Raw genomic sequence first — 22,245 nt, 5'->3', positions numbered from 1 at the left:
ACCGCCCCACCCCGGCGCCCGGACGAGGGACACCACACCCCTCACCCCAGCCCTCTCCCGCAAGGGGAGAGGGAGCCCGCCGGGGGGCAACTCGACGAGCTGTCATCCCCCGGCTTGTCCGGGGGATCCACGGCCCAGCGAGTCGGCTCTCCGACACGCCCGAACCCTCCAAGCGGACAAGTGGATGCCTCGGACGAGCCGGGGCATGACGGCGGACGGGCTGATCCGCAATTCGAAAACGCACCCTTCAGGAGCAGCGCTGATGCGCCTCATCAATGTCAGGCCGGATCGGGGAACGGCGCTGTTCCTTGCCGTCCTCCCGTTCGCCTTGGTCGTTCTCGCCTACATCCTCGGCTCGGCGGAGCGCCTTGCGGAGAACCCGGACGACAAGCTGCTGCCGAGCCTGCCCTCCCTCGGCAATGCCATCGTGAAGATGGCCTTCACCGCCGATGCGCGCACTGGCGACTATCTGCTGTGGACCGATACCCTTGCCAGCATGGAGCGGCTGCTCTCGGCGCTGGCCATCGCCACGATCGTCGCCCTCGTCATCGGCGTGCTCGTGGGCATGCTGCCCATCGTGCGGGCGCTGCTGGCGCCGTTCGTCGCCATGGTGTCGATGGTGCCGCCGCTGGCTCTCCTGCCCATCCTGTTCATCGTCATGGGGCTGGGCGAGGAATCCAAGATCGCCCTCATCACCATCGGCATCACGCCCTATCTGGTGCGCGACCTCGCCATGCGGGTGGAGGAGCTGCCGCGCGAGCAGATGATCAAGGCGCAGACGCTGGGCGCCTCTACCTGGCAGATGATGGTGCGCGTGGTGCTGCCGCAGATATTGCCCCGCCTGATGGACGGCCTGCGCCTCTCCCTCGGCCCGGCCTTCCTCTTCCTCATCGCGGCGGAAGCCATCGCCTCGGACTCAGGCCTCGGCTATCGCATCTTCCTGGTGCGGCGCTATCTCGCCATGGATGTGATCCTGCCCTACGTGGCCTGGATCACGCTCATCGCGGTGGCCATGGATTTCGGCCTCGCCCGCGCCCGCCGCGCCCTCTTCCCCTGGTTCGGAGGCGCGAAATGACCGCCATTTCCGTACGCCATCTCTGGAAGGAATATGGCGAGCAGATCGTGCTCGAGGACATCAGCCTCGAATTCGCGCCGCGCTCCTTCATCGCCCTTGTCGGCCCCTCCGGCTGCGGCAAGACCACCTTCCTGCGCATCCTGCTCTCGGAGGAGACCGCGACGCGGGGCGAGGTGCTGATCGAGGGCCAGCCCATCGCCCGCGAGCCGGGCGCCGACCGGGGCGTCGTCTTCCAGCGCTATTCGGTGTTCCCACATCTCACCGTGCTCGGCAACGTGCTGCTCTCCGCCGAGATGGCGGAAGCGCCCCTGACCGGCCGGCTGTTCGGCGCCCGCCGCCGGCAGGCGCAGGACGAGGCCCGCGCCCTCATCGAGGAGGTCGGCCTCAAGGGCGCGGAGGACAAGTATCCCGCCGCCCTCTCCGGCGGCATGCAGCAGCGCCTCGCGCTGGCGCAGGCCATCATGCGCAAGCCCAAGATCCTGCTGCTGGACGAGCCGTTCGGCGCGCTGGATCCCGGCATCCGCGCCGACATCCACCAGCTCATGCTGAAGCTGTGGAACACCTGCGAGATGACCGTGGTGATGGTGACCCACGACCTCAAGGAGGCCTTCACCCTCGCCACTCGTATCATCGCCTTCGAGCGCCGCCGCAACCGGCCGGAGGAAAAGGCCCGCTACGGCGCCACCATCGCCAAGGACATCGAGGTCTGGCCCAAGCGCATTGCGGGTCAGCTGAAGCTGAAATCCACCGCCCCCGGCCGGGACGACCCGGCCATTCCCTCGGGCACCGGCCGGGACGACCCGGCGCTGAAGACGGCTTGAGGAGACAGCCATGACCGTCAGCGTCGAAACCCAGAAGTTCATCGAAGAGAACAAGCGCCGCTACGAGGAATTGAAGGCGGCCGGCCAGCAGCATGCGCCCAAGGCCCTGCCCGGCCCGACGCCGCGCGGCACGTTGTTGCCCGAGGGCGCGGCGATCCATGCCGAGACCATTCCCGGCGGCTGGTACTGGTCCACGCCGCTCAAGGCGGGCGAGGCCCTGCGCATCCATCTGGCGCACGGCCCGGCGGCGGTCTCCATGATCGCCTGGTCGGCCTCCGACGCCTCCGAGCGGCTGAACTACGCCGACACGGTGAAGGTGCAGTGGACCTCCGCCCTCGGAAAGGGCCGCGTGCTGTTCTCCGACATGGGCCGGGTGATGTTCTCCCTCATCGAGGACACCACCGGCATGCACGATGCCCTGGTCGGCGGCTCCACCCCCGCCTCCAACCGCGCCCGCTATGGCGAGACCGTGCTGCGCAACACGCGCGACAACTTCATCCTGGAGGCGCTGAAGCTCGGCCTCGACAAGCGGGACATTCCGCCCGCTCTCACCTTCTTCGCCCCCGTGCGCACCGACGCGGACGGCAACTTCCGCTGGATCGACGGCGCCCGCCAGCAGGGTGATTTCGTGGACCTGCGGGCGGAGATGGACCTCATCGTCGCCCTCTCCAATTGCCCGCATCCCGTGGACCCGGCGCCGGACTATGCCCCGCCCCCGGTGGAAGCCATCCGCTTTAAGGCGCCCGCTCCCGGCGCGGACGACCTGTGCCGCACCGCCACCATCGAGGCCGTCCGCGGCTTCGAGAACAACGCGCGCTGAGGGAGGACGACATGACCAGGTTCTTTGCTTCTCCCGTCCGCGATGCGTCTTCTGCCCTGCGCGACTACTTCGTCCCCGCCAACGCCCCCTTCTCCTGCCTCGTGAAGGCCGGCGAGAGCGTGCGCATCGTCGATCTGGAAGGCCAGCAGGCGGTGGATACGCTGTTCTACAAGGCCGATGACTTTTCCGAGCGCTATTCCTCGCAGGATACGCTGCGCGTGCAAGGCTCGGCCTATGTGTCCACCGGCACGAAGCTGATCTCCAGCGAAGGCAATGTGATGCTGACCGTGACGGCCGACACCTGCGGCCGGCACGACACCTCGGCGGGCGCCTGCTCGTGCGAGGCGAACACGGTGCGCTTCGGCCATCAGGTGAAGTATCTGCACGCCTGCCGCGAGAATTTCGTCATCGAGGTGTCGAAGCACGGCATGACGAAGCGGGACATCGTGCCCAACATCAACTTCTTCATGAACGTGCCGGTGGAGCCCACGGGCGAACTCGCCATCGTGGACGGCATTTCCGGCCCCGGCGACTATGTGGAGCTGCGCGCGGAGATGGATGTGCTCCTCGTCATCTCCAACTGCCCGCAGATCAACAATCCCTGCAACGGGTTCAACCCGACGCCCATCCAGGTGCTCGTGTTCGGCGCGGAGGATTGAGATGTTCTCGAAAATCCTCATCGCCAATCGCGGCGAGATCGCGCGGCGGGTGATCCGCACCGCGCGGGCCATGGGCATCAGCTCCGTGGCCGTCCACTCGGACGCCGACCGCTTCACCCGCGGCGTGCTGGAGGCGGACGAGGCCGTGCGCCTCGGGCCGGCCCCGGCCGCCGAGAGCTATCTCAATGTCGATGCCGTCATCGCCGCCTGCAAGGCCACGGGGGCTGAGGCCGTGCATCCCGGGTACGGCTTCCTGTCCGAGAATGTGCGCTTCGCCCGCCGCCTCGCGGAGGAAGGCATCGCCTTCATCGGGCCGAAGCCGAAGCATCTGGAAGCCTTCGGCCTCAAGCACACCGCGCGCGAGCTGGCCAAGGCGTCAGGCGTGCCCCTGCTGCCGGGCACCGACCTGCTCGACAGCGCCGAGGAGGCGTTGGCGGCGGCCGAGGCCATCACCTATCCGGTGATGCTGAAATCCACCGCCGGCGGCGGCGGCATCGGCATGCAGCTGTGCCACACACCGGACGAGCTGAAGGACGTGTTCGAGCGCGTCCAGCGCACGGCCCGCGCCTCCTTCGGCGATGCCCGCGTCTATCTGGAGCGCTTCGTCTCCGAGGCGCGCCATGTGGAAGTGCAGATCTTCGGTGACGGCAAGGGCCGCGTGGTGGCGCTGGGCGAGCGCGACTGCTCGCTTCAGCGGCGGAACCAGAAGGTGGTGGAGGAGACCCCCGCCCCCCTTCTCTCAGACGCGGTACGCGCCCGCCTCCACGCCGCTGCCGTCCAGCTCGGCGAAAGCGTCCGTTACGAGAGCGCCGGCACGGTGGAGTTCATCTACGACCCGGCGCGGCAGGAGTTCTATTTTCTTGAAGTAAACACCCGCCTGCAGGTGGAGCACCCCGTCACCGAGGCGGTGTTCGGCATCGACCTCGTGGAATGGATGATCCGCCAGGCGGCGGGCGAAGACCCCATCGCCTCCGCCGGCCCGCTCTCCCCCAAGGGCGCGGCCATGGAGGTGCGCGTCTATGCGGAAATCCCCCACGCCAATTTCCAGCCCTCCGCCGGTCTGCTGACGGAGGTGAAGTTCCCGGACTGGGCGCGCATCGACGGCTGGATCGAGACCGGCACGGAGGTGACGCCCTATTACGATCCCATGCTCGCCAAGGTGATCGTCAAGGCGGATGACCGCCCCGGCGCCATCGCCGCCTTGCAGAAGGCGCTGTCGGAAACCTCCATCTGCGGCATCGAGACGAACCTTCAGTATCTCTCCGCCATCGCCGCGTCCGACCTCCTCGCCTCCGGCAAGGTGGCGACCACCGCGCTGAAGGACTTCGCCTTCCGGCCCACCAGCGTGGAAGTTGTCGTCCCCGGCGCCCAGTCCAGCCTTCAGGAGCTGCCGGGGCGGCTGAACCTGTGGCACGTGGGCGTGCCGCCGTCCGGCCCCATGGACGAACATTCCTTCCGCCGCGCCAATGCCCTCGTGGGCAATCAAGAGACCGCCTGCGCGCTGGAGATGACCGTCAACGGCCCCACTCTGCGTTTCCACGATGACGCCACGGTCGCCCTCTCCGGCGCCCACATGCCGGCCAAGCTCGATGGCGCTCCGGTGCCGCATGATGCCGCCTTCCCGGTGAAGGCGGGCCAGATGCTCGCCATCGGCACCATCGAGGGTGCCGGCCAGCGGGCCTATCTGGCGGTGGCAGGAGCCTTCCAGGCGCCGGTGGTGCTGGGCTCGCGGGCGACCTTCGCGCTGGGCCAGTTTGGCGGCCATGCCACCGGCACGCTGAAGGCCGGCGATGCGCTGCACCTTGCCCCCGCATCCACGCGTCCGACCGGCCCGGCGACGCAAGTGCCCGCCCCTGCCCCGCTCACCCGCGACTGGCAGATCGGCGTGCTCTACGGCCCCCACGGCGCGCCCGACTTCTTCCAGCCGGACGACATCGCCGACCTGTTCTCGGCCACCTACGAAGTGCATTTCAACAGCGCCCGCACCGGCGTGCGCCTGATGGGGCCGACGCCCCGCTGGGCGCGCACGGACGGCGGAGAGGCGGGGCTGCACCCCTCCAACCTGCACGACAACGCCTATGCCATTGGTGCCATCGACTTCACCGGCGACATGCCCATCATCCTCGGCCCGGACGGCCCTTCGCTCGGCGGCTTCGTCTGCCCAGCGGTCATCGCCCGCGACGAGCAGTGGAAGATGGGCCAGCTGAAGCCCGGCGACCGCGTGCGCTTCGTGCCCTTGCCCCGGCCGGAAGACCCCATCGCCGGCCCCGCCATCATCGGCGCGCCGGAGGAGACCTCCTCCCCCATCCTCGCCATCCATGAGGACGGGCCGGTGCGCGTGGTCTATCGCCGGCAGGGCGACGACAATCTGCTGGTCGAGTTCGGCGACATGCATCTCGACGTCGCCCTGCGCCTGCGCGCGCATCTGATGGCCGAGGCGGTTCAGGCCGCGAAGCTCCCGGGCCTCATCGACCTCACCCCCGGCATCCGCTCCCTGCAGATCCACTATGACGGGGCGAGCCTGCCGCGCACCAAGCTGCTCGATGCCCTCGCGGAGATCGAGAAGGGCCTGCCGGCGGCCGAGGACGTGGTGGTGCCGAGCCGCATCGTCCACCTGCCCCTCTCCTGGAACGACCCGCAGGCGGAACTCGCCATGCGCAAGTATCAGGAGCTGGTGCGGCCCAATGCGCCGTGGTGTCCCGACAACATCGAGTTCATCCGCCGCATCAACGGGCTCGAAGACGAGCAGGCGGTGAAGGACATCATCTTCGGCGCCAGCTATCAGGTGCTCGGTCTGGGCGATGTCTATCTCGGCGCGCCTGTGGCCACCCCCATCGATCCGCGCCACCGCCTCGTCACCACCAAGTACAACCCGGCCCGCACCTGGACGCCGGAAAACGCCGTGGGCATCGGCGGCGCCTATATGTGCATCTATGGCATGGAGGGGCCGGGCGGCTACCAGCTGTTCGGCCGCACCATCCAGATGTGGAACACGTGGAGGCGGACCCCCGCCTTCCGCGACACGCCCTGGCTGCTGCGCTTCTTCGACGAGATCCGCTTCTTCCCGGTGTCCCACCAGGAGCTGATGGAGGCGCGCGCCGCCTTCCCGCACGGGGCCTATCCCGTGCGCATCGAGGACAGCCGCTTCTCCTATGCGGACTATGCGGCGAACCTTGCCGCCAATTCCGGCGCCATCACCGCCGGCAAGGCCCGCCAGCAGGCCGCCTTCGAGGCGGAGCGCGCGCGCTGGAAGGCGGAGGGGCTGGACAGCTTCGTCGTCGAGGACGGCGCCGGCCCCTTCAGCGAGGGCGAGATGCCAGAGGGATGCTTCGGCGTCGCGGCGAACGTCCCCGGCAATGTCTGGAAGGTGCTGGTGGAGGAGGAGGCGGTGGTCGCCGCAGGCGACACCATCGCCATCATCGAGAGCATGAAGATGGAGATTTCCATCACCGCCCACGCCGCCGGCCGCGTCCGCGAGATCCGCGCCGCGCCGGGCCGCACCGTCCGCTCGGGCGATGTGGTCTGCGTGCTCGAAACCGTGTGAGGACAAAGATGACCAACGAGACCCCGCTCAGCGGCGCTCGCGCCTCTCTCCCGCCGGATGCCGTGCCCATCGCCGTGGTGGGCGCGCACCTCACGGGAATGCCCCTCAACGGCGAGCTCACCGGCGCCGGCGGCGTGCTGGTGAAGAGCTGCCGCACCGCGCCGGACTATCGCCTCTTCGTCCTGCCCGACACCACGCCGCGCAAGCCCGGCGTGGTGCGCGCCCCCGGCTTTTCCGGGCCGGGGCTGGAGGTGGAGGTGTGGGCGCTGGAGCCGGCCGCCTTCGGCCGCTTCGTCGCCGCCATCCCCGCCCCGCTGGGGGTGGGCAAGCTCCGGCTGGAGGACGGCTCGGAAGTGCCGGGCTTCCTGTGCGAGGCCCATGCCGTGGCCCAGGCCGAGGAAATCACCGCACTGGGCGGCTGGCGCGCTTATGTGAGCGGCCGGCAGGCCGCGTCGCAGGCCTAGGACCGACAGGGCGGCCTATCCCGCCCTGCGCCACCCTCCCCGCCCCAAACCACCGTCATGGCCGGGCTTGTCCCGGCCATCCACGTGGATCGGTCGGGAACACATCTGCGTCCATCGTCCCGTCGGCCCGACGTGGTTGCCCGGGACAAGCCCGGGCATGACGGCGGTGAAGGGAAGGTGATGCCCCTTACAAGCCGGGACGTGAGGGCGGTGAGGGAAAGGCCACCCCCCGCGACGCCGGGCCAACAAAACCCATATTGCAGCGCACGCACGCCCCCCGCAGGCGCCCAATCATTACTTCGTGATCCATTAAGACAGCTGAACAAGTGCTGAATCGTCGGCGTCTCCCCGCCCCGGCGCCGCCCTGCGGCCAAGCCCGAGCCGCCTTTCTTTTCAACACCATGAGCCGAAAACTTGCCCGCTTCGCAAAATGCGAAAGCTGAGCCTTGTGTTTACGCTTCGGGAAGGTCCTGTTCAGGCCCCATTAAGACAAGTAAAAATCCTTTTATTTCCATGCTTTAGCAAAGTCTTCATCGGCACCTGCCATCTTCATCGGAGTTGGTTTGAGTAACAGGTGCGTAGACATGACCGATGCCTATCGGCCGAGGGTCAAATATGTGATCGGGCCGGACGGGGGACCCCTCACCATCGCCGACCTGCCGCCGCCGGATACGCGGCGCTGGGTCATCCGCCGCAAGGCGGAGGTGGTGGCAGCCGTACGCGGCGGGCTCCTCTCCCTTGAGGAAGCCTGCAAGCGCTACACCCTCACCGTGGACGAATTCCTCTCGTGGCAGGCCTCCATCGACCGCCACGGCCTGCCCGGCCTGCGCACCACGCGCATCCAGCACTACCGGCAGTAAAAGCGACGGCGCCGGTCCATGACCGGCGCCGCGCGGGTTTTTGCGTGGTTTTCGCTCAAGCGCCGCGCGGGCTTTGTGGCGAACGCGCGAACCGGGCTCCCCGGCCTTCGCCCCGCCTCAGCCGTGCATCAGCGCGGTGACGTGGGCGGCGGCGGAGGTGGCGAGGCCTTCCAGGTCGTAGCCGCCTTCAAGCAGCGAGACCACGCGGCCCTCGCACTTCTTGTCGGCGATCTCCATCAGCCGGCGCGTGATCCAGCCGAAATCGGTGTCCACGAGACGCAGCGATGCGAGCGGATCGCGCACGTGCGCGTCGAAGCCGGCCGAGATCAGGATCAGGTCCGGCGCGAACGAGGTGATGCGCGGCAGGATGCGCGTCTCCATCGCCTCCTTGAACACCGCACCGTCGTCGCCCGAGCGCAGCGGGGCGTTGACGATGGTGTTCACCGCGCCCGTCTCGCCCTGCGCCCCGGTGCCGGGATAGAGCGGCATCTCGTGGGTGGAGCAGTAGAGCACGCTGTCGTCGGCCCAGAAGATCTCCTGCGTGCCGTTGCCGTGATGGACGTCGAAATCCACGATGGCGACGCGCTGGAGCCCGTACTTCGCCTGCGCATGGCGCGCGGCGATGGCGACCTGGTTCATCAGGCAGAAGCCCATGGGCTTGCGCGTCTCGCAATGATGGCCCGGCGGGCGCATGGCGACGAAGGCGTTGGTGACCTTGCCTTCCATCACCTCATCCACCGCGAAGCAGGCGCCGCCCACCGCGCGCAGGGCGGCTTCCCAGCTGCCGGGTGAGAGGATGGTGTCGGAATCGATGCGCACCAGCCCGTCCTGCGGCACGGCCTCGCCCATGGCGTCCACGAAGTCGCCCGGATGCACCCGGATGATGTCCTCCCGCTCGCCGCGCGGCGCGAGATCGCGCACGAGGTGCGAGAACTTCTCCTGCTCGAAGATGCGATCCAGCACGCGGAGCCGGTCAGCGCGCTCGGGGTGACCGGCAGGCGTTGCGTGGCTGAGACCAGCGGGATGGGTGACGAGCAGCGTGGACATGGATCGGAACGCCCTCCCTTGGCGCAATCTTTACGTTCTTTCTTGTGCCATACCATATTCCAGCGACACCGGGAGGATGTTGCGCCGGATCAAGACTATTGCCGCCGCACGGCCCAATGGCCTCATCCCTTTGGGTGCGGCGTGGGCCGGAGGCGCGCCCTAAAAGCCCGCGCGGCGTCTGAGCGAGAACCGCTAGAAACCCTCAATTCCCGTCGAGGCGGCGGGAGAAGACGATGCGCGGCTCCTCCACATAGCCCTCGGCGGCATAGAAGCCGCGGACCTTCTCGTTGTCCGGGCGCACGAGCAGCATCAGCTTCGGGATAGCGCGGGCACGCAGCCAGTCTTCCACCGCGCGCAGCAGCGCCCGGCCGAGGCCACGGCCCTGCAGGTCCGGCTCCACCGCGAGGTAATAGACCCAGCCCCGGTGCCCGTCGTGGCCCACCATGGCCGAACCGGCAATGCGCCCGCCTTCCCGCGCCACCAGGATGGTGGAATGCGGCCCGCGCCGGGCCAGGGCGATGTCCGCATGGGGATCGTTCCACGGACGGGTGAGCCCCGCCCGCTCCCAGAGCGCCGCCAGCGCCTCGGTATCGGCGTCGGTGGCGTGGCCGATGGCGATGGTGAGGCCGTCGACGTCGAGGGTCTGGGTGGTCATTGCGGCATCTCGCGATCGGAGGGGGGACGGGGTGCGGCGGCGCGGGCGAGGCGATCGGCGATGGCTTCGCCGAGACCTTCCCGCGGCAGGGGAACCACGGCGATGGCGTCAACGCCCGCCGCATCGAGACTGCGCAGGGCGCCATAGAGCCGGGCGGCCGCCTCGGTGAGGCTGCCGGCGGGGCTCAGGTCGAGGACAACAGCCGCCGCCGTGCTGCCGGGCGGGCGGGCGCCGGCGAAGGTGAGCAGCGCCTCGCCTTGCGCCACCGCGTCGGCATCGAGCCGCAGCGCGGCGCGCGGCGCGTAATGGGAGGCGAGACGGCCGGGCGCCAAGGGCGCGGCATCGCTCTCGGAAACGGGGAGCAGCAGGGGCCGGCCCAGCGCCGCCTCGATCTCCTCCCGCGCCAGCCCGCCGGGGCGCAGCAGCACGGGATCGGCGCCGGTGCAGTCGACGATGGTCGATTCCACCCCCACGGGCGTCAGCCCGCCATCCAGCACCGCATCGATGCGGCCAGCGAGGTCGTCCATCACATGGCCGGCCTCGGTGGGGGAGACATGGCCGGAGCGGTTGGCGCTGGGCGCCACCACCGCGCCGCCGAAGGCCGCGAGCAGCGCCTGCGCATCGGGATCATCGGGCACGCGCAGGCCCACCGTGTCGAGCCCGGCGCGAGCGAGGTCGCACACGCCCTCACCTCCCGCAAACGGCACGACCAAAGTCAGCGGACCCGGCCAGAAGCGCTCGGCAAGCAGCGCCGCCGCATCATTGAAGAGGCCGAGGCGACGGGCGGCTGCGGCATCGGCGGTGTGGGCGATGAGCGGGTTGAAGGCCGGGCGGCCCTTGGCGGCATAGAGGGCGGCCACCGCATCCGGATTCGCGGCATCGGCGCCGAGGCCGTAGACCGTCTCGGTCGGGAAGGCCACCAGCCCGCCGGCCGCCAGCAGCCGCGCGGCCTCCTCCACCGCGCCCGGCGCATGGGCGTCGAGGAGCCGGGTGGAGCGATCGGGAGCGGACACGGCCATGGCTGGAACCCGCGCCCCCCGACCAATGGGTCAGGGCGCGCCTCTTGACGTAGGAGGCCGGCGCCGCGATGTGGGAGACCGGCAATCGCCGTGCTTAGAGCGTGCCCGCCCGGAGCGGTCAAGCCGGCGTCCCAAACCTTAAGGGAGGGTCCAGTGAGCTATCGCGCGCCGGTGGAAGAGGTCTCCTATTTCCTCAAGACGTCCACCTCGCTTCCCAGCCTGATGGCCCAGGGCCTCGTCGACCTCTCCTTCGACGTGGTGGACGCCGTGCTGGACGAGGCCGGCAAGTTCGCCGGCTCCGTCATCGCCCCCTTCGACCGCGTGGCGGACAAGCAGGGCTGCACCCTCAAGGATGGCGCCGTGACGACGCCGGAGGGCATGCGCGCCGCCTATGAGGCGTGGAGCGAGGCCGGCTGGAGCGGCGTCGCGGCGGAGGAGGAGTTCGGCGGCCAGAACCTGCCCACCTCCGTCACCTCGGCGCTCACCGAATTCTGGAATGCCGCCTCCCCCGCCTTCGGCATCTGCGGGGTGCTCACCCTCGGCGCCATCGAAGCGCTGACCGCCCACGGCTCGGCCGAGCTGCAGCACATCTTCCTGCCTAAGCTGGTGTCCGGCACCTGGACCGGCACCATGAACCTCACCGAGCCGCAGGCGGGCTCGGACCTTGCCGCCCTGCGCAGCAAGGCGGTGAAGCAGGCGGACGGCACCTACCGCATTTTCGGCACCAAGATCTTCATCACCTATGGCGAGCACGACATCGCCGAGAACATCGTCCACCTCGTGCTCGCCCGCCTGCCGGACGCGCCGGCCGGCACCAAGGGCATCTCGCTGTTCGTGGTGCCGAAATTCCTGGTGAATGCGGACGGCAGCCTCGGCGCGCGCAACGATGCGGTCTGCGCCGGCATCGAGCACAAGCTGGGCCTGCACGGCTCGCCCACCTGCACCATGACCTTCGGCGAGAAGGGCGAGGGCGCCATCGGCTATCTCGTGGGCGAGGAAAACCGCGGCCTCGCCTGCATGTTCACCATGATGAACAACGCCCGCCTCGCCGTCGGCGTGCAGGGCGTGGCGGTGGCCGAGCGCGCCACCCAGCGCGCCTTCGCCTTTGCGAGGGATCGCAAGCAGGGCAAGGCGGCGGGGGTGGAGGGCTCCGCCCCCATCATCGCCCATCCGGACGTGAAGCGCATGCTGCTCACCATGCGCGCCGAGACCGACGCCGCCCGCGCGCTCTGCCTGAAGACCGCCGACGCGCTCGACCGCTCGCGCCTCTTGCCCGACCCCATCGCCCGCGCCGCCGCTTTGGCCGAGGCGAGCCTGCTGACCCCGGTGGCCAAGGCCTTCTCCAGCGATGCCGGCATCGAGGTGTCGTCGCTGGGCATCCAGGTGCACGGCGGCATGGGCTATGTGGAGGAGACGGGCGCCGCCCAGCACCTGCGCGATGCCCGCATCTTCGCCATCTATGAAGGCACCAACGGCATCCAGGCCATCGACCTCGTCACCCGCAAGCTGCCCCAGGAGGGCGGCGATGTGGTGAACGCGCTGATCGCCGATTATCGCGAAACGGCGGAAGAGGTCTCGGCCCTCAACGCGCCCGACTTCGGCCATGCCGGCCCGCGCCTCGCCGAGGCCGTGGACGCGCTGGGCCGCGCGACGCGGGTGATGCTGGACCGCGTGGCCGACGAGCCGGCCAAGGCGCTGGCCACCGCCACCCCCTATCTGCGGCTCTATGCCCGCGCGGCCGGCGGCGCCTTCCTCGCCCGGACCGCCCTCGCCGCCTATGCCGAGCGCGCGGCCGGCGCCACCGATCCCCGCCTGGCCGCCCGCATCACGGTGGCGCGCTTCTTCGCGGAGAATCTCGCGGTGGAAGCCAAGGGGCTGGAAGAGGTCGTCAATGGCGGCGCCGGCGGCGTGCTGGAGGCGGAGGCCGTGCACGCCCTCGGGTGAGCGCGGGACGCCGCCCGCTATTGCGGCGGGCGGCGATCGGCGCGCAGGCCGGAATGCGGGAGCATCTGGCGGCGCGGGGTCTCGTGGGCGGCTTCCTCGGCGGTGCGGGCGGCGATGCCCACCGCGCGCCAGGTGCCGCGGCCGGCATCCTTGGCCGCATAGAGCGCCGCGTCGGCCTCGGCGATGAGGGCGGCGGCATCCAGCGTGCGGTCATCAGCCACCGCCATGCCGAGGGAGAAGGAGGACGGCAGCACCAGCCCCTCCACCTCCACCGGCCGCGACAGGTGCTTGTGCAGGCGGTCCGCCATGGCGGCGAATTCCTCCCGGCTCTTGCCGGCGGCGATGATGGCGAACTCGTCGCCGCCATAGCGGGCCACGAGGTCGCCGGCGCGGATGGCCGATTGCAGCCGCCGCGCCGCGGTGGTCAGCAGCAGGTCGCCGGCCATGTGGCCGTGCTGGTCGTTGACCGACTTGAAATAATCGATGTCGATAAGCACCACCGCGAACAGCGCGCCGTCGCGCACGAGGCGGCGGCGCGCCTGCTCCAGCGCCCGGTCGAAACCGGCGCGGTTGGACAGGCCGGTGAGCGGATCGTGGGAGGCGGCGTGCTCCAGCGCGGCTTCCAGATGCTTGCGCTGGGAAATGTCGGTGACGGTGCCCACCGCCCGGGTCGGCCGGCCCACCGGATCGCGCTCGACGATCTTGCCGCGCACCAGCACCCACAGCCAGCTGCCGTTGCGATGCCGCGCCCGCATCTCCGCCTGGAACAGCAGGTGCCGGCCCTCGGCATGGTCCTTCAGCGACTTGGCGACGGCGGGCAGGTCCTCGGGATGGACCACCTCGCCATAGTCCGTCAGCCGCTTCTTCGCGTGGTCGGGGTCGAGGCCGAGCATCCGGTGGGCGCGGGCGCTGAAGAACACGGCGTCGGACGGCAAGTGCCAGTCCCAGATGCCGTCATTGGCGCCTTCCAGAGCATAAGCGAGGCGGCGGCGGTCTTCCTGCACCTCGCGCTGCTGGCGGCTGCGCTGGGCCATGATGGCGGCGATCAGCAGCGCCGGCAGCATGACGAGCACGAGCCGCGCCTGAAGGCGCAGCATGGTGGCAACGAGATCGGTCAGAAGCAGCGGCTGCGGCCAGACCTGGGCCATGCCCAGCCCCAGCACGGCCAGCGCATAGGCGCTGGAGGCCACCGCCGTGGCGAACAGGCCGAGGCGGAAGGCGAACCACAGGAGGATGGCGCCGCCGAGGTCGCGCAGCAGCGGCTCGCGATAATAGGCGCTCGCCACCAGCGACGCGGCCAGCGTGAGGCTGGCGAAGGCCAGCTCCTCCTCGCGGGAGAATTTCGGGCGGCGGCCCTCGCTGCCGCGCAGGCCCACGTCTTCCGCGCGCCCGTGCCACAGCAGGAAGGGCGGCAGCAGCAGCACCACGCTCGCCATTTCGGGAATCCACCAGCGCAGCAGCAGCGGCCCGAACGCGCCATTGGTGTCGATGAACTGGACGAAGGCGGTGATGATGGCGCCCGGCAGTGTGCCGGCCACCGCGACCACGCCGAGGCTGACCACCATGGGCACGCTGCGCAGCGCCCCCCGCTCCATGCCCGCGCGCACGCAGCCCCAGCCCACCAGGGCGAAGGTCAGCGCATTGGCGCAGCCGGCGGCCAGCGCCGTGCCGACGTCATGCCCGAACGCCACCAGATGGACGACGATGGAGACGAGGGCGACGACGGCGGAGAGCCGCCCCACCGCATCCCGGAACATGAGGAAATAGACACCCACCGCCAGCGCGTCGGTGGGCCACACCGCCGGATAGACCCCGAGCCGGCGGCCCATCTCGGTGAAGGCGATGAGCAGGCCGCCATAGAACAGGGCGAAGAGGGTGAGGTCGGTGACGAGATCGGCGGCGGACCCGCGCGGCGCAGGCGGCCCCGGCGGCGCGAACGCGGGCGCGTCCATTCCGGTGGGGCTGTCCGGGGCCGGGGGAACCGGCGGCTTCACCGTCGGCGGGCCCACGGGCTGCATGGTGTACGGGCGCATCTCACCTTGATGAGGGCCGGCCGCTCCCTGTCGGGACCGGCACGCTGGATTGCGGCGGAGAACCCTCCCGTCTTCGCCGCAAACACGACTTACGCGTGAGCCGCCATGCCATTCAAGGTGCATCGCGGATCATGGTTTTCGCATGAATCGCAAAATGCAACAAACGACGGTATCATAAGGTCGTTTCAGCGTCCCTGGAAGCCGTCGAAGATGAAATCCGGTGCGCTGGTGTTGTGACGCGAGGGCACGAGGCGGCCGGCCCACAGCATGGAGGCGTTCTGCGCATCGGCGAAGGAGAGCACCGGCGCCTCGCCCATGATGCCGCCGGCGCCGCCCTTGCCGCTGCCAAGGCTGCGCCACGCGACGCGGGCGACATCCGCATTCCCCTCCGTCACATACATGGAGCGCAAAGCGGCGAAGGTGCCGGGCGGGGTGCCGTCGAGCTGGACCTCCAGGCGCACTTCATCCGACCCCGCCTTCACCACCTGCATCCGCGCCTTGCCCCCGGCGGCGAAATGCAGCGTGAAGGTGCGGGTCTGCGGGGCGAAATCCACTTCCTTCAGCCGCACGATGGGCCGCTCGGCCTGCTCCACCGGGCCGACGAGGAAAGACGAGCCATAGGCGGTGTCGCGCATGTGGGCCGGCGACATGGGCCGCGCGCGCCAGTAGCCGTCCGGCGGGTAGACCACCAGCACCTCCTCGGCCTTGCCCTCGGCGCGCACCCAGAGCTGCACCATGTGGAGGCCCTGCGTCACGTCTCCGCCGATGCGGAAGGGCACGGTCGCCGCCCGCCAGAAGGTGGGGAAGACGAAGCCGGTCAGCCACATGTCCGGCGTCTCGAAGATGGTGATGCGCTTGGGCGCGGCGGTGGGCGGCTGCGGGGCCTTGGCATCGGCCGGCACCACCGGATCGCCGGACATGTCGCAGGTTTCCCAGTCGGGATCGGTGTTGTCCACCAGCAGCATGCCGAGATAAGCGGGGTGGCGCACGCTGATGTTGAACTTCTGCACCTTGTCCGACACCAGCTTAAGCGTCACGTTGTCGGTCTCGGCGCAGGTGGCGTTGACGCTCTCGTTGCGCACCGTGACCCCCAGCGGCTCCGCCTTCGCGGGAAAAGCGGCGAGGAGGGCGCCGGCCAGGAGCGGGACGGCGAAGAGGGCGGCGAGGCTGTGACGGGCGCCGGGGCGCGAGACGCGCGTTTCGAAGGCAGGCATCTCCAAGGCAGGCATCACGATCTCCGCAACTCGGTCGTCCGGGGGCGGGCGGACCTTAGCAGTGCGATCCACCGGCGGGAAAGCGCGACCTCTCCCCACGGCACCGTTGTCCCGGTGCCAGGGTGGCGCACATGACGTAAGGGAAATTATCGCGCGGCCGCCCCTCGCAAAACGCTCCGAGCCTCCCATATGTCCGAGGGAATGCGCAGCGGTGCGGAAGTCGCCGCGCGGGAGGATCGAGGACAGATGTCTAGATTTAGCAAGGGTTCGCGCAAGGTTTCCGGGATTGCGGCCATCGCCGTCGCGATGGCGCTGAGCCTCGTCGTCGCCGATCAGGCCGACGCGCGGCAGGGCGGCTCCTTCGGCAGCCGGGGCACCCGGACCTTCCAGTCGCCGGCCCCGACCCAGACCGCCCCGAGCACCGCGGCGCCTATCCAGCGCTCCACCACGCCCCAGCCCGGCCCGCAGGCGACCAATCCCGCCGCCCGGCCGCAGACGGCGGCGCGCCCCTCCATGTTCGGCAGCGGCTTCGGCGGCGCGCTGATGCGCGGCCTACTCATCGGCGGCCTCGTGGGCATGCTGTTCGGCGGCGGCCTCGGCGGCATGGCGGGCATGCTCGGCCTGCTGCTGCAGGTGGCCCTCATCGCCGGCGTCATCTTCCTGGTGATGCGCTTCCTGCGCAGCCGCAACCCGACCCCGGCCGCCGCCGGCTACGGCCGCTCCATGTCGGGCGGGCCGATGCCCGGTGGTCCCACCCCCGGCGGGCCCAACCCCGGCGCTCCGATGAACAGCGGCCCGATGTCCGGCTATGGTGTCGGCGGTGGAATGGGCGCCGGAATGGCCGGTGGCCCGGTTCCGCCCCAGCCCTCCGCGTCCCCGGCCCGTGGCGGCAAGACGGACGAGATCGGCGTGCTGCCGGCGGACCTCGACACGTTCGAGCGCCTGCTTTCCACCATCCAGACCGCCTTCTCCCGCGAGGACCAGGGCGAGCTGAAGGCGAACACCACGCCGGAAATGTTTGGCTTCCTCGGCGACGAGCTGCGCGACAATGCGGAGAAGGGCCTGCGCAATCAGGTCTCCGACGTGAAGCTGCTGCAGGGCGACGTGGCCGAAGCCTGGCGCGAGGGCATGCGCGATTACGTGACCGTTGCCCTGCGCTACGCCATCCGCGACCAGATGGTGGACCGCACCACCGGCCGCGTCACCTCCGGCTCCGACGCCGTGGGCGAGACGACGGAAATCTGGACCTTCGTGCGCGAACGCGGCCCGTTCGGCGCCGGCCCGTGGCTGCTCAGCGCCATTCAGGAGACCTGAGCGCGGGCGCTTCGGACACCCACGCGAATTTAGAATTTACATCCGCCCGGGTCCACGCCCGGGCGGAACGCGTTATAAGGCGCCCATGCCGAACGTCATTACCGTCTCAGGCCTCAGCAAGACCTACGCAACGGGCCACACGGCCCTCAACAACGTCTCGCTGGATATCCGGCGCGGCGAGATCTTCGCCCTTCTCGGCCCCAACGGCGCGGGCAAGACCACCCTCATCTCCATCATCTGCGGCCTCGTGAAGCCCACGGCGGGCAGCGTCACGGTGTCCGGCTTCGACATCGTCTCCCAATATCGCGAGACCCGCTCGCGCATCGGCCTCGTGCCGCAGGAGCTGACCGCCGAAGCCTTCGAGAGCGTGTTCGCGACCGTGAGCTTCTCCCGCGGCCTGTTCGGGAAGAAGCCCGATCCCGCTTATGTGGAGAAGGTCATCCGCAGCCTCTCCCTCTGGGAGAAGCGCGATTCGCGCATCATGACCCTTTCGGGCGGCATGAAGCGGCGCGTGCTCATCGCCAAGGCGCTGGCCCACGAGCCGGAGGTGCTGTTCCTCGACGAGCCGTCCGCGGGCGTGGACGTGGAGCTCAGGCGCGACATGTGGCGCCTCGTGCGCGAGCTGCGCGATTCCGGCGTCACCATCATCCTCACCACCCATTATCTGGAAGAGGCCGAGGAGATGGCCGACCGGGTGGGCGTCATCAGCCGGGGCGAGCTGATCCTCGTGGAGGAGAAGGCCGCGCTGATGAAGACGCTGGGCAAGAAGAAGCTCTCGGTGGAGCTGAACGCCCCCCTCGCGACCATCCCGGCGCGCCTTGCCCCGTTCAACCTGACCCTCTCCGATGGCGGCGGCTGCCTGACCTACAGCTATGTCACGACCGCCGAGGGTAGCGAAGGCCGCGACCACGGCATCACCGCCCTTCTGGAGGCGCTGTCCGCCGAGGGCATCGCCTTCCGCGATCTCCACACGGAGCAAAGCTCGCTCGAGGATATCTTCGTCAGCCTGGTGAGGCGCTCGTGAACCTGCAAGTGAACCTGCCAGCCATCCGCGCCATCTACACCTACGAGATGAACCGCACGCGCCGCACCATCGGCCAGAGCATCGTCTCGCCCGTGCTGTCCACCTCGCTCTATTTCGTCGTGTTCGGCTCGGCCATCGGCTCGCGCATGTCTGAAGTGGGGGGCGTGCCCTACGGCGCCTTCATCGTGCCCGGCCTGATGATGCTGACGCTGCTGACGCAATCCATCAGCAACGCAGCCTTCGCCATCTACTTCCCGCGCTTCACCGGTACCATCTACGAGCTGCTGTCGGCCCCGGTCTCGCCGTTCGAGATCGTGGCGGGCTATGTGGGAGCGGCGGCGACGAAATCGGTGCTGCTCGGCCTCATCATCCTCGCCACGGCCGCTTTGTTCGTGCCCATGGAGGTGCGGCACCCGTTCTGGATGCTGACCTTCCTCGTGCTCACCGCCGTCACCTTCTCGCTGTTCGGCTTCATCATCGGCATCTGGGCGGACGGGTTCGAGCGGCTGCAGCTCATCCCCATGCTGGTCATCACGCCCCTCACCTTCCTCGGTGGCACCTTCTATTCGCTGGACATGCTGCCGCCGGTGTGGCGCACCGTCACCCTGTTCAACCCCGTCGTCTACCTGGTGGCCGGATTCCGCTGGAGCTTCTTCGGCACCGCCGACGTGCGGGTGGAGGTGAGCGCGGCCATGACGCTGGCCTTCCTCATCGCCTGCCTGCTCATCGTGCGCTGGATGTTCCGCACCGGCTACCGGCTCAAGAGCTGACCCGCCCCGAAAGGCCCATCATGTCCGAAGACTTTGCCCGCCCCACCTACAAGGCGTTCACCGAGCGCGCGCCGGATATCTATGCCGGCCTCGCCGCCCTCACCAAGGGCGTGGACGCCACCGGCCTCGACAAGGGGCTGACCGAGCTGGTGAAGGTGCGCGCCTCGCAGCTCAATGGCTGCGCCTTCTGCCTGAAGTTCCATCTCGGCGTCGCCCGCAAGGCCGGCGTGCCGCAGGAGAAGCTGAACCTGCTGGCGGCCTGGGAGGAGGCCTCCGCGTTCTCCGAGCGGGAGAAGGCGGCGCTTGCCTGGACCGAGGAACTGACTCTGCTTGGCACCGGCGCGGCCTCGCAGGATGCCTGGGAGGCGGTGCTGGAGGAATTCTCGGCGGACGAGGCCATGTTCCTCACCGTCGCGATCGCCACCATCAATGCCTGGAACCGGATCGGCATCGCCTTCAATTTCGAGGCGTGAGGGCGCCGGCCACCGCCGTCATGGCCGGGCTTGTCCCGGCCATCCACGTGGCGAGGCCGGGAACACATTTTGGATAATTGTTTCGATCGGCCCGACGTGGATGCCCGGCACAAGGCCGGGCATGACGCTTGTTCGGATTGCCGGGCGGCTCTCCTGCCTCAGATGCCGCCCATGCAGACGTACTTGATGTTCAGGTAGTCGTCGCAGCCATACTTGGAGCCCTCGCGGCCGACGCCGCTCTCCTTCACGCCGCCGAAAGGCGCCACCTCGGTGGTGATGACGCCGGCATTGACGCCCACCTGCCCGTACTGCAACTGCTCGGAAACGCGGAAGGCGCGGCCGAGGTCCTTGGTGAAGAAGTAGCAGGCGAGGCCGTATTCGGTGGCGTTGGCGTAGGAGACCGCCTCCTCCTCCGTCTCGAACTTGAACAGCGGCGCCAGCGGGCCGAAGATCTCGTCGCGGGCGAAGGCCATGTCCTGCGTGGCATTGGCGAGCACGGTGGGCTCGAAGAAGGTGCCGCCCAGCGCCGGCTGCTTGCCGCCGGTGAGGATGCTGGCGCCCTTGTCGAGGGCGTCCTGAAGGAGCCGCTCCACCTTGGCCAGCGCCCGTTCGTCGATCAGCGGGCCGGCCACGACGCCCTCGTCCACGCCATTGCCCACCTTCAGCTTCTTCGAGGCCTCGGCGAACTTCGCCGCGAAGGCGTCATAGATGCCCGCCTGCACGTAGAAGCGGTTGGCGCAGACGCAGGTCTGGCCCACGTTGCGATACTTGGAGGCGATGGCCTGCTCCACGGCAAGGTCGAGGTCGGCGTCGTCGAAGACGAGGAAGGGTGCGTTGCCGCCCAGCTCCAGCGAAATCTTCTTCATGGTGTCGGCGGACTGCTTCATCAGCAGCTTGCCGACGGGGGTCGAGCCGGTGAACGTCACCTTCTTGACCGCCGGGTTGGAGGTCATCTCGCCGCCGATGGACGGGGCATCGCCCACCACGATGTTGACGACACCCGCCGGGATGCCGGCCATCTCCGCCAGCACGCCCCAGGCGAGGCCCGAATAGGGGGTCAGCTCGGAGGGCTTGCACACCACGGTGCAGCCGGCCGCCAGCGCCGCGCCGATCTTGCGCGAGAGCATGGAGGAGGGGAAATTCCACGGCGTCACCGCCGCGCACACGCCCACCGGCTCCTTGGTGACGAGGATGCGGCGGTTGGGCCACGGCGAGGGGATCACGTCGCCATAGAGGCGGCGGGCTTCCTCGGCGAACCAGCGCACATAGGCGGCCGACCCACCGATCTCGCCCTTGGCCTCGGCCAGCGGCTTGCCCTGCTCGGTGGTGAGGATGAGCGCCAGCTCGTCGGCATTGGCGAGGATCAGGTCGGCGAGCTTGTGCAGCTTGCCCGCGCGCTCGGCGGCGGTGGTGGCGCGCCAGGTCTTGAAGGCCTCGGCGGCGGCCTCGATGGCGCGGCGCGTCTCGGCGGCGCCCGCCTTCGGAATGGTGCCGATGATCTCGCCGGTGGCCGGATTGTCGACGGAGATGGTCTCGCCGCCGTCGGCATCCACCCAGGCGCCGCCGATGAGCATCTTTTCGCGCAGCAGGGTGAAGCGGTGGGCCTCGGACGTGAAGGCGGGCTGGGTGGCGGCCATGGACATGCTCCTTGGGTCTTGCTGCCTCCGGCCGTGGGCTGCCGAAGGGCGCGCGCTCGTGCCGGGCGCGACGGCGCCCGTGGGATATACGATCAGCCGGAGCCGGACCAGTGGGTCGGTATCAGCGCACGCAGAGGATTCAGCGCACGCACGTGATGGAGTGGAAGGGCACGATCTGCTCCTTCTGCCCGGTCCCCGCCGCCACCTGGCAGCGCAGATAGTCCTTGCCGATGCTCAGGGGGGCAAAGCCGGTGATGGTGTTGCCGCCAACCACCTGGATGATGATGGCCTGACCTTCCTTGCCGCCGACGATGTCGAGCACGGCCTGGCGGAAATCGTCTTCCTTGTTCTGGCACTGCATCGCGTCCCTCCCGTGGGGAACCGGGCGTGCTTGCGGCCCGGCGGACCGGCGCGCCTCTGAGGACTATAACGCCGCTTCCGCCAATCCGGTCATGCTCTGAACGCATGCGACACGCGGCGGCCATCTCCCGTTGATCCGCATCAAAGGCGCCGTTGGGGAAGGGGATAGAAGTTGAGCGTCTGCCCGCGGGAGCTTTGTCATGCTCAAGATTGCGATTCTCGTCTGGCTTGTGCTGGCCACCACCCTTGCAGGTGCCGCGGTGCTGATCGTCCTGTCCCTCCCCTCGCTCGCCGGGCAGGACATGCGCCTCATCCCCATCGCTGCCGCCGTCGGCGCCGTTGTCGCCATTCCCTTCGCCGTGCTGGTGGCGAAGCGTATCCTCGCGCTGACGGCCAAGGGGGCCTGATGGCTGAGGGAGCCTGAGTCGGCACCCGACTTCGGAGGCGACGGTTGACCGTCGCTGCGCACCCCGTCCATCCTCCTCGTCTCTGCGGCGGAAGGAAAGCGGGCC

Annotated in this window: 19 protein-coding genes and 1 pseudogene; 13 read left to right on the top strand and 7 right to left on the bottom strand. The window is 69.2% G+C overall.

The window, feature by feature from the left end:
- Positions 1-262: 262 nt before the first annotated feature.
- From D7006_RS07500 to D7006_RS07470, 7 genes and pseudogenes are all read left to right on the top strand, one after another.
- The gene (locus tag D7006_RS07500) at positions 263-1,075 is read left to right on the top strand and encodes an ABC transporter permease (RefSeq protein WP_237356144.1); all 813 of its coding nucleotides are present in this window, start codon (positions 263-265) and stop codon (positions 1,073-1,075) included.
- On the top strand, positions 1,072-1,896 hold the full coding sequence (locus tag D7006_RS07495) for an ABC transporter ATP-binding protein (RefSeq protein WP_029557650.1): 825 nt from the start codon (positions 1,072-1,074) through the stop codon (positions 1,894-1,896). The genes D7006_RS07500 and D7006_RS07495 overlap by 4 nt, the downstream gene beginning before the upstream one ends.
- A gap of 10 nt (positions 1,897-1,906) precedes the next feature.
- On the top strand, positions 1,907-2,716 hold the full coding sequence (locus D7006_RS07490) for an urea amidolyase associated protein UAAP1 (protein ID WP_237356143.1): 810 nt from the start codon (positions 1,907-1,909) through the stop codon (positions 2,714-2,716).
- An 11-nt stretch (positions 2,717-2,727) separates the two neighbouring features.
- A complete protein-coding gene (locus tag D7006_RS07485) occupies positions 2,728-3,375 on the top strand; it encodes an urea amidolyase associated protein UAAP2 (protein WP_237356142.1) in 648 nt (215 codons plus the stop codon).
- Between the two features lies 1 nt (position 3,376).
- A complete protein-coding gene (gene uca, locus D7006_RS07480; RefSeq protein WP_237356141.1) occupies positions 3,377-6,919 on the top strand; it encodes an urea carboxylase in 3,543 nt (1,180 codons plus the stop codon).
- Between the two features lie 62 nt (positions 6,920-6,981).
- Positions 6,982-7,383: pseudogene (locus D7006_RS07475) on the top strand (amidase); the annotation flags it as partial.
- 584 nt (positions 7,384-7,967) lie between these two features.
- Entirely contained in the window at positions 7,968-8,243 is a 276-nt protein-coding gene (locus D7006_RS07470) for a DUF1153 domain-containing protein (protein ID WP_012113328.1), read from the top strand.
- 117 nt (positions 8,244-8,360) lie between these two features.
- Here the strand turns inward: D7006_RS07470 and D7006_RS07465 are convergent, their stop codons facing one another.
- From D7006_RS07465 to D7006_RS07455, 3 genes are all read right to left on the bottom strand, one after another.
- Positions 8,361-9,290 carry a histone deacetylase family protein gene (locus D7006_RS07465; RefSeq protein ID WP_237356140.1) on the bottom strand — a complete coding sequence of 310 codons (930 nt, stop codon included), beginning with the start codon at positions 9,288-9,290 and terminating at the stop codon, positions 8,361-8,363.
- A gap of 202 nt (positions 9,291-9,492) precedes the next feature.
- On the bottom strand, positions 9,493-9,945 hold the full coding sequence (locus tag D7006_RS07460) for a GNAT family acetyltransferase (RefSeq protein ID WP_237356139.1): 453 nt from the start codon (positions 9,943-9,945) through the stop codon (positions 9,493-9,495).
- Positions 9,942-10,964, bottom strand: a complete 1,023-nt coding sequence (locus D7006_RS07455) for an L-threonylcarbamoyladenylate synthase (protein ID WP_237356138.1) — start codon at positions 10,962-10,964, stop codon at positions 9,942-9,944. Before D7006_RS07455 ends, D7006_RS07460 begins: the two co-directional genes overlap by 4 nt.
- A gap of 153 nt (positions 10,965-11,117) precedes the next feature.
- On the opposite strand from D7006_RS07455, the gene D7006_RS07450 reads away from it, so the two are divergent.
- Positions 11,118-12,908, top strand: a complete 1,791-nt coding sequence (locus tag D7006_RS07450) for an acyl-CoA dehydrogenase (protein WP_237356137.1) — start codon at positions 11,118-11,120, stop codon at positions 12,906-12,908.
- Between the two features lie 17 nt (positions 12,909-12,925).
- Here D7006_RS07450 and D7006_RS07445 read toward each other — a convergent pair whose 3' ends face one another.
- A complete protein-coding gene (locus D7006_RS07445; protein WP_237356136.1) occupies positions 12,926-14,860 on the bottom strand; it encodes a diguanylate cyclase domain-containing protein in 1,935 nt (644 codons plus the stop codon).
- A gap of 266 nt (positions 14,861-15,126) precedes the next feature.
- Positions 15,127-16,170, bottom strand: a complete 1,044-nt coding sequence (locus D7006_RS07440; RefSeq protein ID WP_237356135.1) for a hypothetical protein — start codon at positions 16,168-16,170, stop codon at positions 15,127-15,129.
- A gap of 174 nt (positions 16,171-16,344) precedes the next feature.
- Here D7006_RS07440 and D7006_RS07435 point away from each other — a divergent pair, with 174 nt between their 5' ends.
- The 4 genes from D7006_RS07435 to D7006_RS07420 all read left to right on the top strand — a co-directional run bounded on the left by D7006_RS07435 (position 16,345) and on the right by D7006_RS07420 (position 19,736).
- The gene (locus D7006_RS07435; RefSeq protein ID WP_237356134.1) at positions 16,345-17,469 is read left to right on the top strand and encodes a TIM44-like domain-containing protein; all 1,125 of its coding nucleotides are present in this window, start codon (positions 16,345-16,347) and stop codon (positions 17,467-17,469) included.
- Between the two features lie 85 nt (positions 17,470-17,554).
- The gene (locus tag D7006_RS07430) at positions 17,555-18,493 is read left to right on the top strand and encodes an ABC transporter ATP-binding protein (RefSeq protein ID WP_229643396.1); all 939 of its coding nucleotides are present in this window, start codon (positions 17,555-17,557) and stop codon (positions 18,491-18,493) included.
- A gap of 8 nt (positions 18,494-18,501) precedes the next feature.
- Positions 18,502-19,263, top strand: a complete 762-nt coding sequence (locus tag D7006_RS07425) for an ABC transporter permease (RefSeq protein ID WP_169122731.1) — start codon at positions 18,502-18,504, stop codon at positions 19,261-19,263.
- 20 nt (positions 19,264-19,283) lie between these two features.
- Positions 19,284-19,736 (top strand): carboxymuconolactone decarboxylase family protein, encoded by a 453-nt coding sequence (locus D7006_RS07420; RefSeq protein ID WP_237356133.1) that lies wholly within the window; start codon positions 19,284-19,286, stop codon positions 19,734-19,736.
- A 158-nt stretch (positions 19,737-19,894) separates the two neighbouring features.
- On the opposite strand, the gene D7006_RS07415 is transcribed toward D7006_RS07420, so the two are convergent.
- Positions 19,895-21,373, bottom strand: coding sequence for an NAD-dependent succinate-semialdehyde dehydrogenase (locus tag D7006_RS07415; RefSeq protein ID WP_305852710.1), 1,479 nt, complete (start codon positions 21,371-21,373; stop codon positions 19,895-19,897).
- Between the two features lie 139 nt (positions 21,374-21,512).
- Positions 21,513-21,734 (bottom strand): hypothetical protein, encoded by a 222-nt coding sequence (locus D7006_RS07410; RefSeq protein ID WP_169122402.1) that lies wholly within the window; start codon positions 21,732-21,734, stop codon positions 21,513-21,515.
- Between the two features lie 199 nt (positions 21,735-21,933).
- Here D7006_RS07410 and D7006_RS07405 point away from each other — a divergent pair, with 199 nt between their 5' ends.
- Positions 21,934-22,140: a hypothetical protein gene (locus D7006_RS07405; RefSeq protein ID WP_237356132.1), complete on the top strand. Its 207-nt coding sequence runs from the start codon at positions 21,934-21,936 to the stop codon at positions 22,138-22,140.
- Positions 22,141-22,245: the final 105 nt, after the last annotated feature.

Origin of the sequence: Xanthobacter sp. YC-JY1 (genome assembly GCF_021730305.1) — a bacterium.
Lineage (GTDB): Bacteria > Pseudomonadota > Alphaproteobacteria > Rhizobiales > Xanthobacteraceae > Xanthobacter > Xanthobacter flavus.
Note: the sequence above shows the minus strand (reverse complement) of the source record. Positions and strands in the feature narration are given on the sequence as shown.

Bases quoted from the DNA above. Each gene is read 5' to 3' on its own strand.
- D7006_RS07500 (WP_237356144.1), top strand. From the start codon at position 263: ATGCGCCTCATCAATGTCAGGCCGGATCGGGGAACGGCGCTGTTCCTT.
- D7006_RS07495 (WP_029557650.1), top strand. From the start codon at position 1,072: ATGACCGCCATTTCCGTACGCCATCTCTGGAAGGAATATGGCGAGCAG.
- D7006_RS07490 (WP_237356143.1), top strand. From the start codon at position 1,907: ATGACCGTCAGCGTCGAAACCCAGAAGTTCATCGAAGAGAACAAGCGC.
- D7006_RS07485 (WP_237356142.1), top strand. From the start codon at position 2,728: ATGACCAGGTTCTTTGCTTCTCCCGTCCGCGATGCGTCTTCTGCCCTG.
- uca (WP_237356141.1), top strand. From the start codon at position 3,377: ATGTTCTCGAAAATCCTCATCGCCAATCGCGGCGAGATCGCGCGGCGG.
- D7006_RS07470 (WP_012113328.1), top strand. From the start codon at position 7,968: ATGACCGATGCCTATCGGCCGAGGGTCAAATATGTGATCGGGCCGGAC.
- D7006_RS07465 (WP_237356140.1), bottom strand. From the start codon at position 9,290: ATGTCCACGCTGCTCGTCACCCATCCCGCTGGTCTCAGCCACGCAACG.
- D7006_RS07460 (WP_237356139.1), bottom strand. From the start codon at position 9,945: ATGACCACCCAGACCCTCGACGTCGACGGCCTCACCATCGCCATCGGC.
- D7006_RS07455 (WP_237356138.1), bottom strand. From the start codon at position 10,964: ATGGCCGTGTCCGCTCCCGATCGCTCCACCCGGCTCCTCGACGCCCAT.
- D7006_RS07445 (WP_237356136.1), bottom strand. From the start codon at position 14,860: ATGGACGCGCCCGCGTTCGCGCCGCCGGGGCCGCCTGCGCCGCGCGGG.
- D7006_RS07440 (WP_237356135.1), bottom strand. From the start codon at position 16,170: ATGCCTGCCTTGGAGATGCCTGCCTTCGAAACGCGCGTCTCGCGCCCC.
- D7006_RS07435 (WP_237356134.1), top strand. From the start codon at position 16,345: ATGTCCGAGGGAATGCGCAGCGGTGCGGAAGTCGCCGCGCGGGAGGAT.
- D7006_RS07430 (WP_229643396.1), top strand. From the start codon at position 17,555: ATGCCGAACGTCATTACCGTCTCAGGCCTCAGCAAGACCTACGCAACG.
- D7006_RS07420 (WP_237356133.1), top strand. From the start codon at position 19,284: ATGTCCGAAGACTTTGCCCGCCCCACCTACAAGGCGTTCACCGAGCGC.
- D7006_RS07415 (WP_305852710.1), bottom strand. From the start codon at position 21,373: ATGGCCGCCACCCAGCCCGCCTTCACGTCCGAGGCCCACCGCTTCACC.
- D7006_RS07410 (WP_169122402.1), bottom strand. From the start codon at position 21,734: ATGCAGTGCCAGAACAAGGAAGACGATTTCCGCCAGGCCGTGCTCGAC.
- D7006_RS07405 (WP_237356132.1), top strand. From the start codon at position 21,934: ATGCTCAAGATTGCGATTCTCGTCTGGCTTGTGCTGGCCACCACCCTT.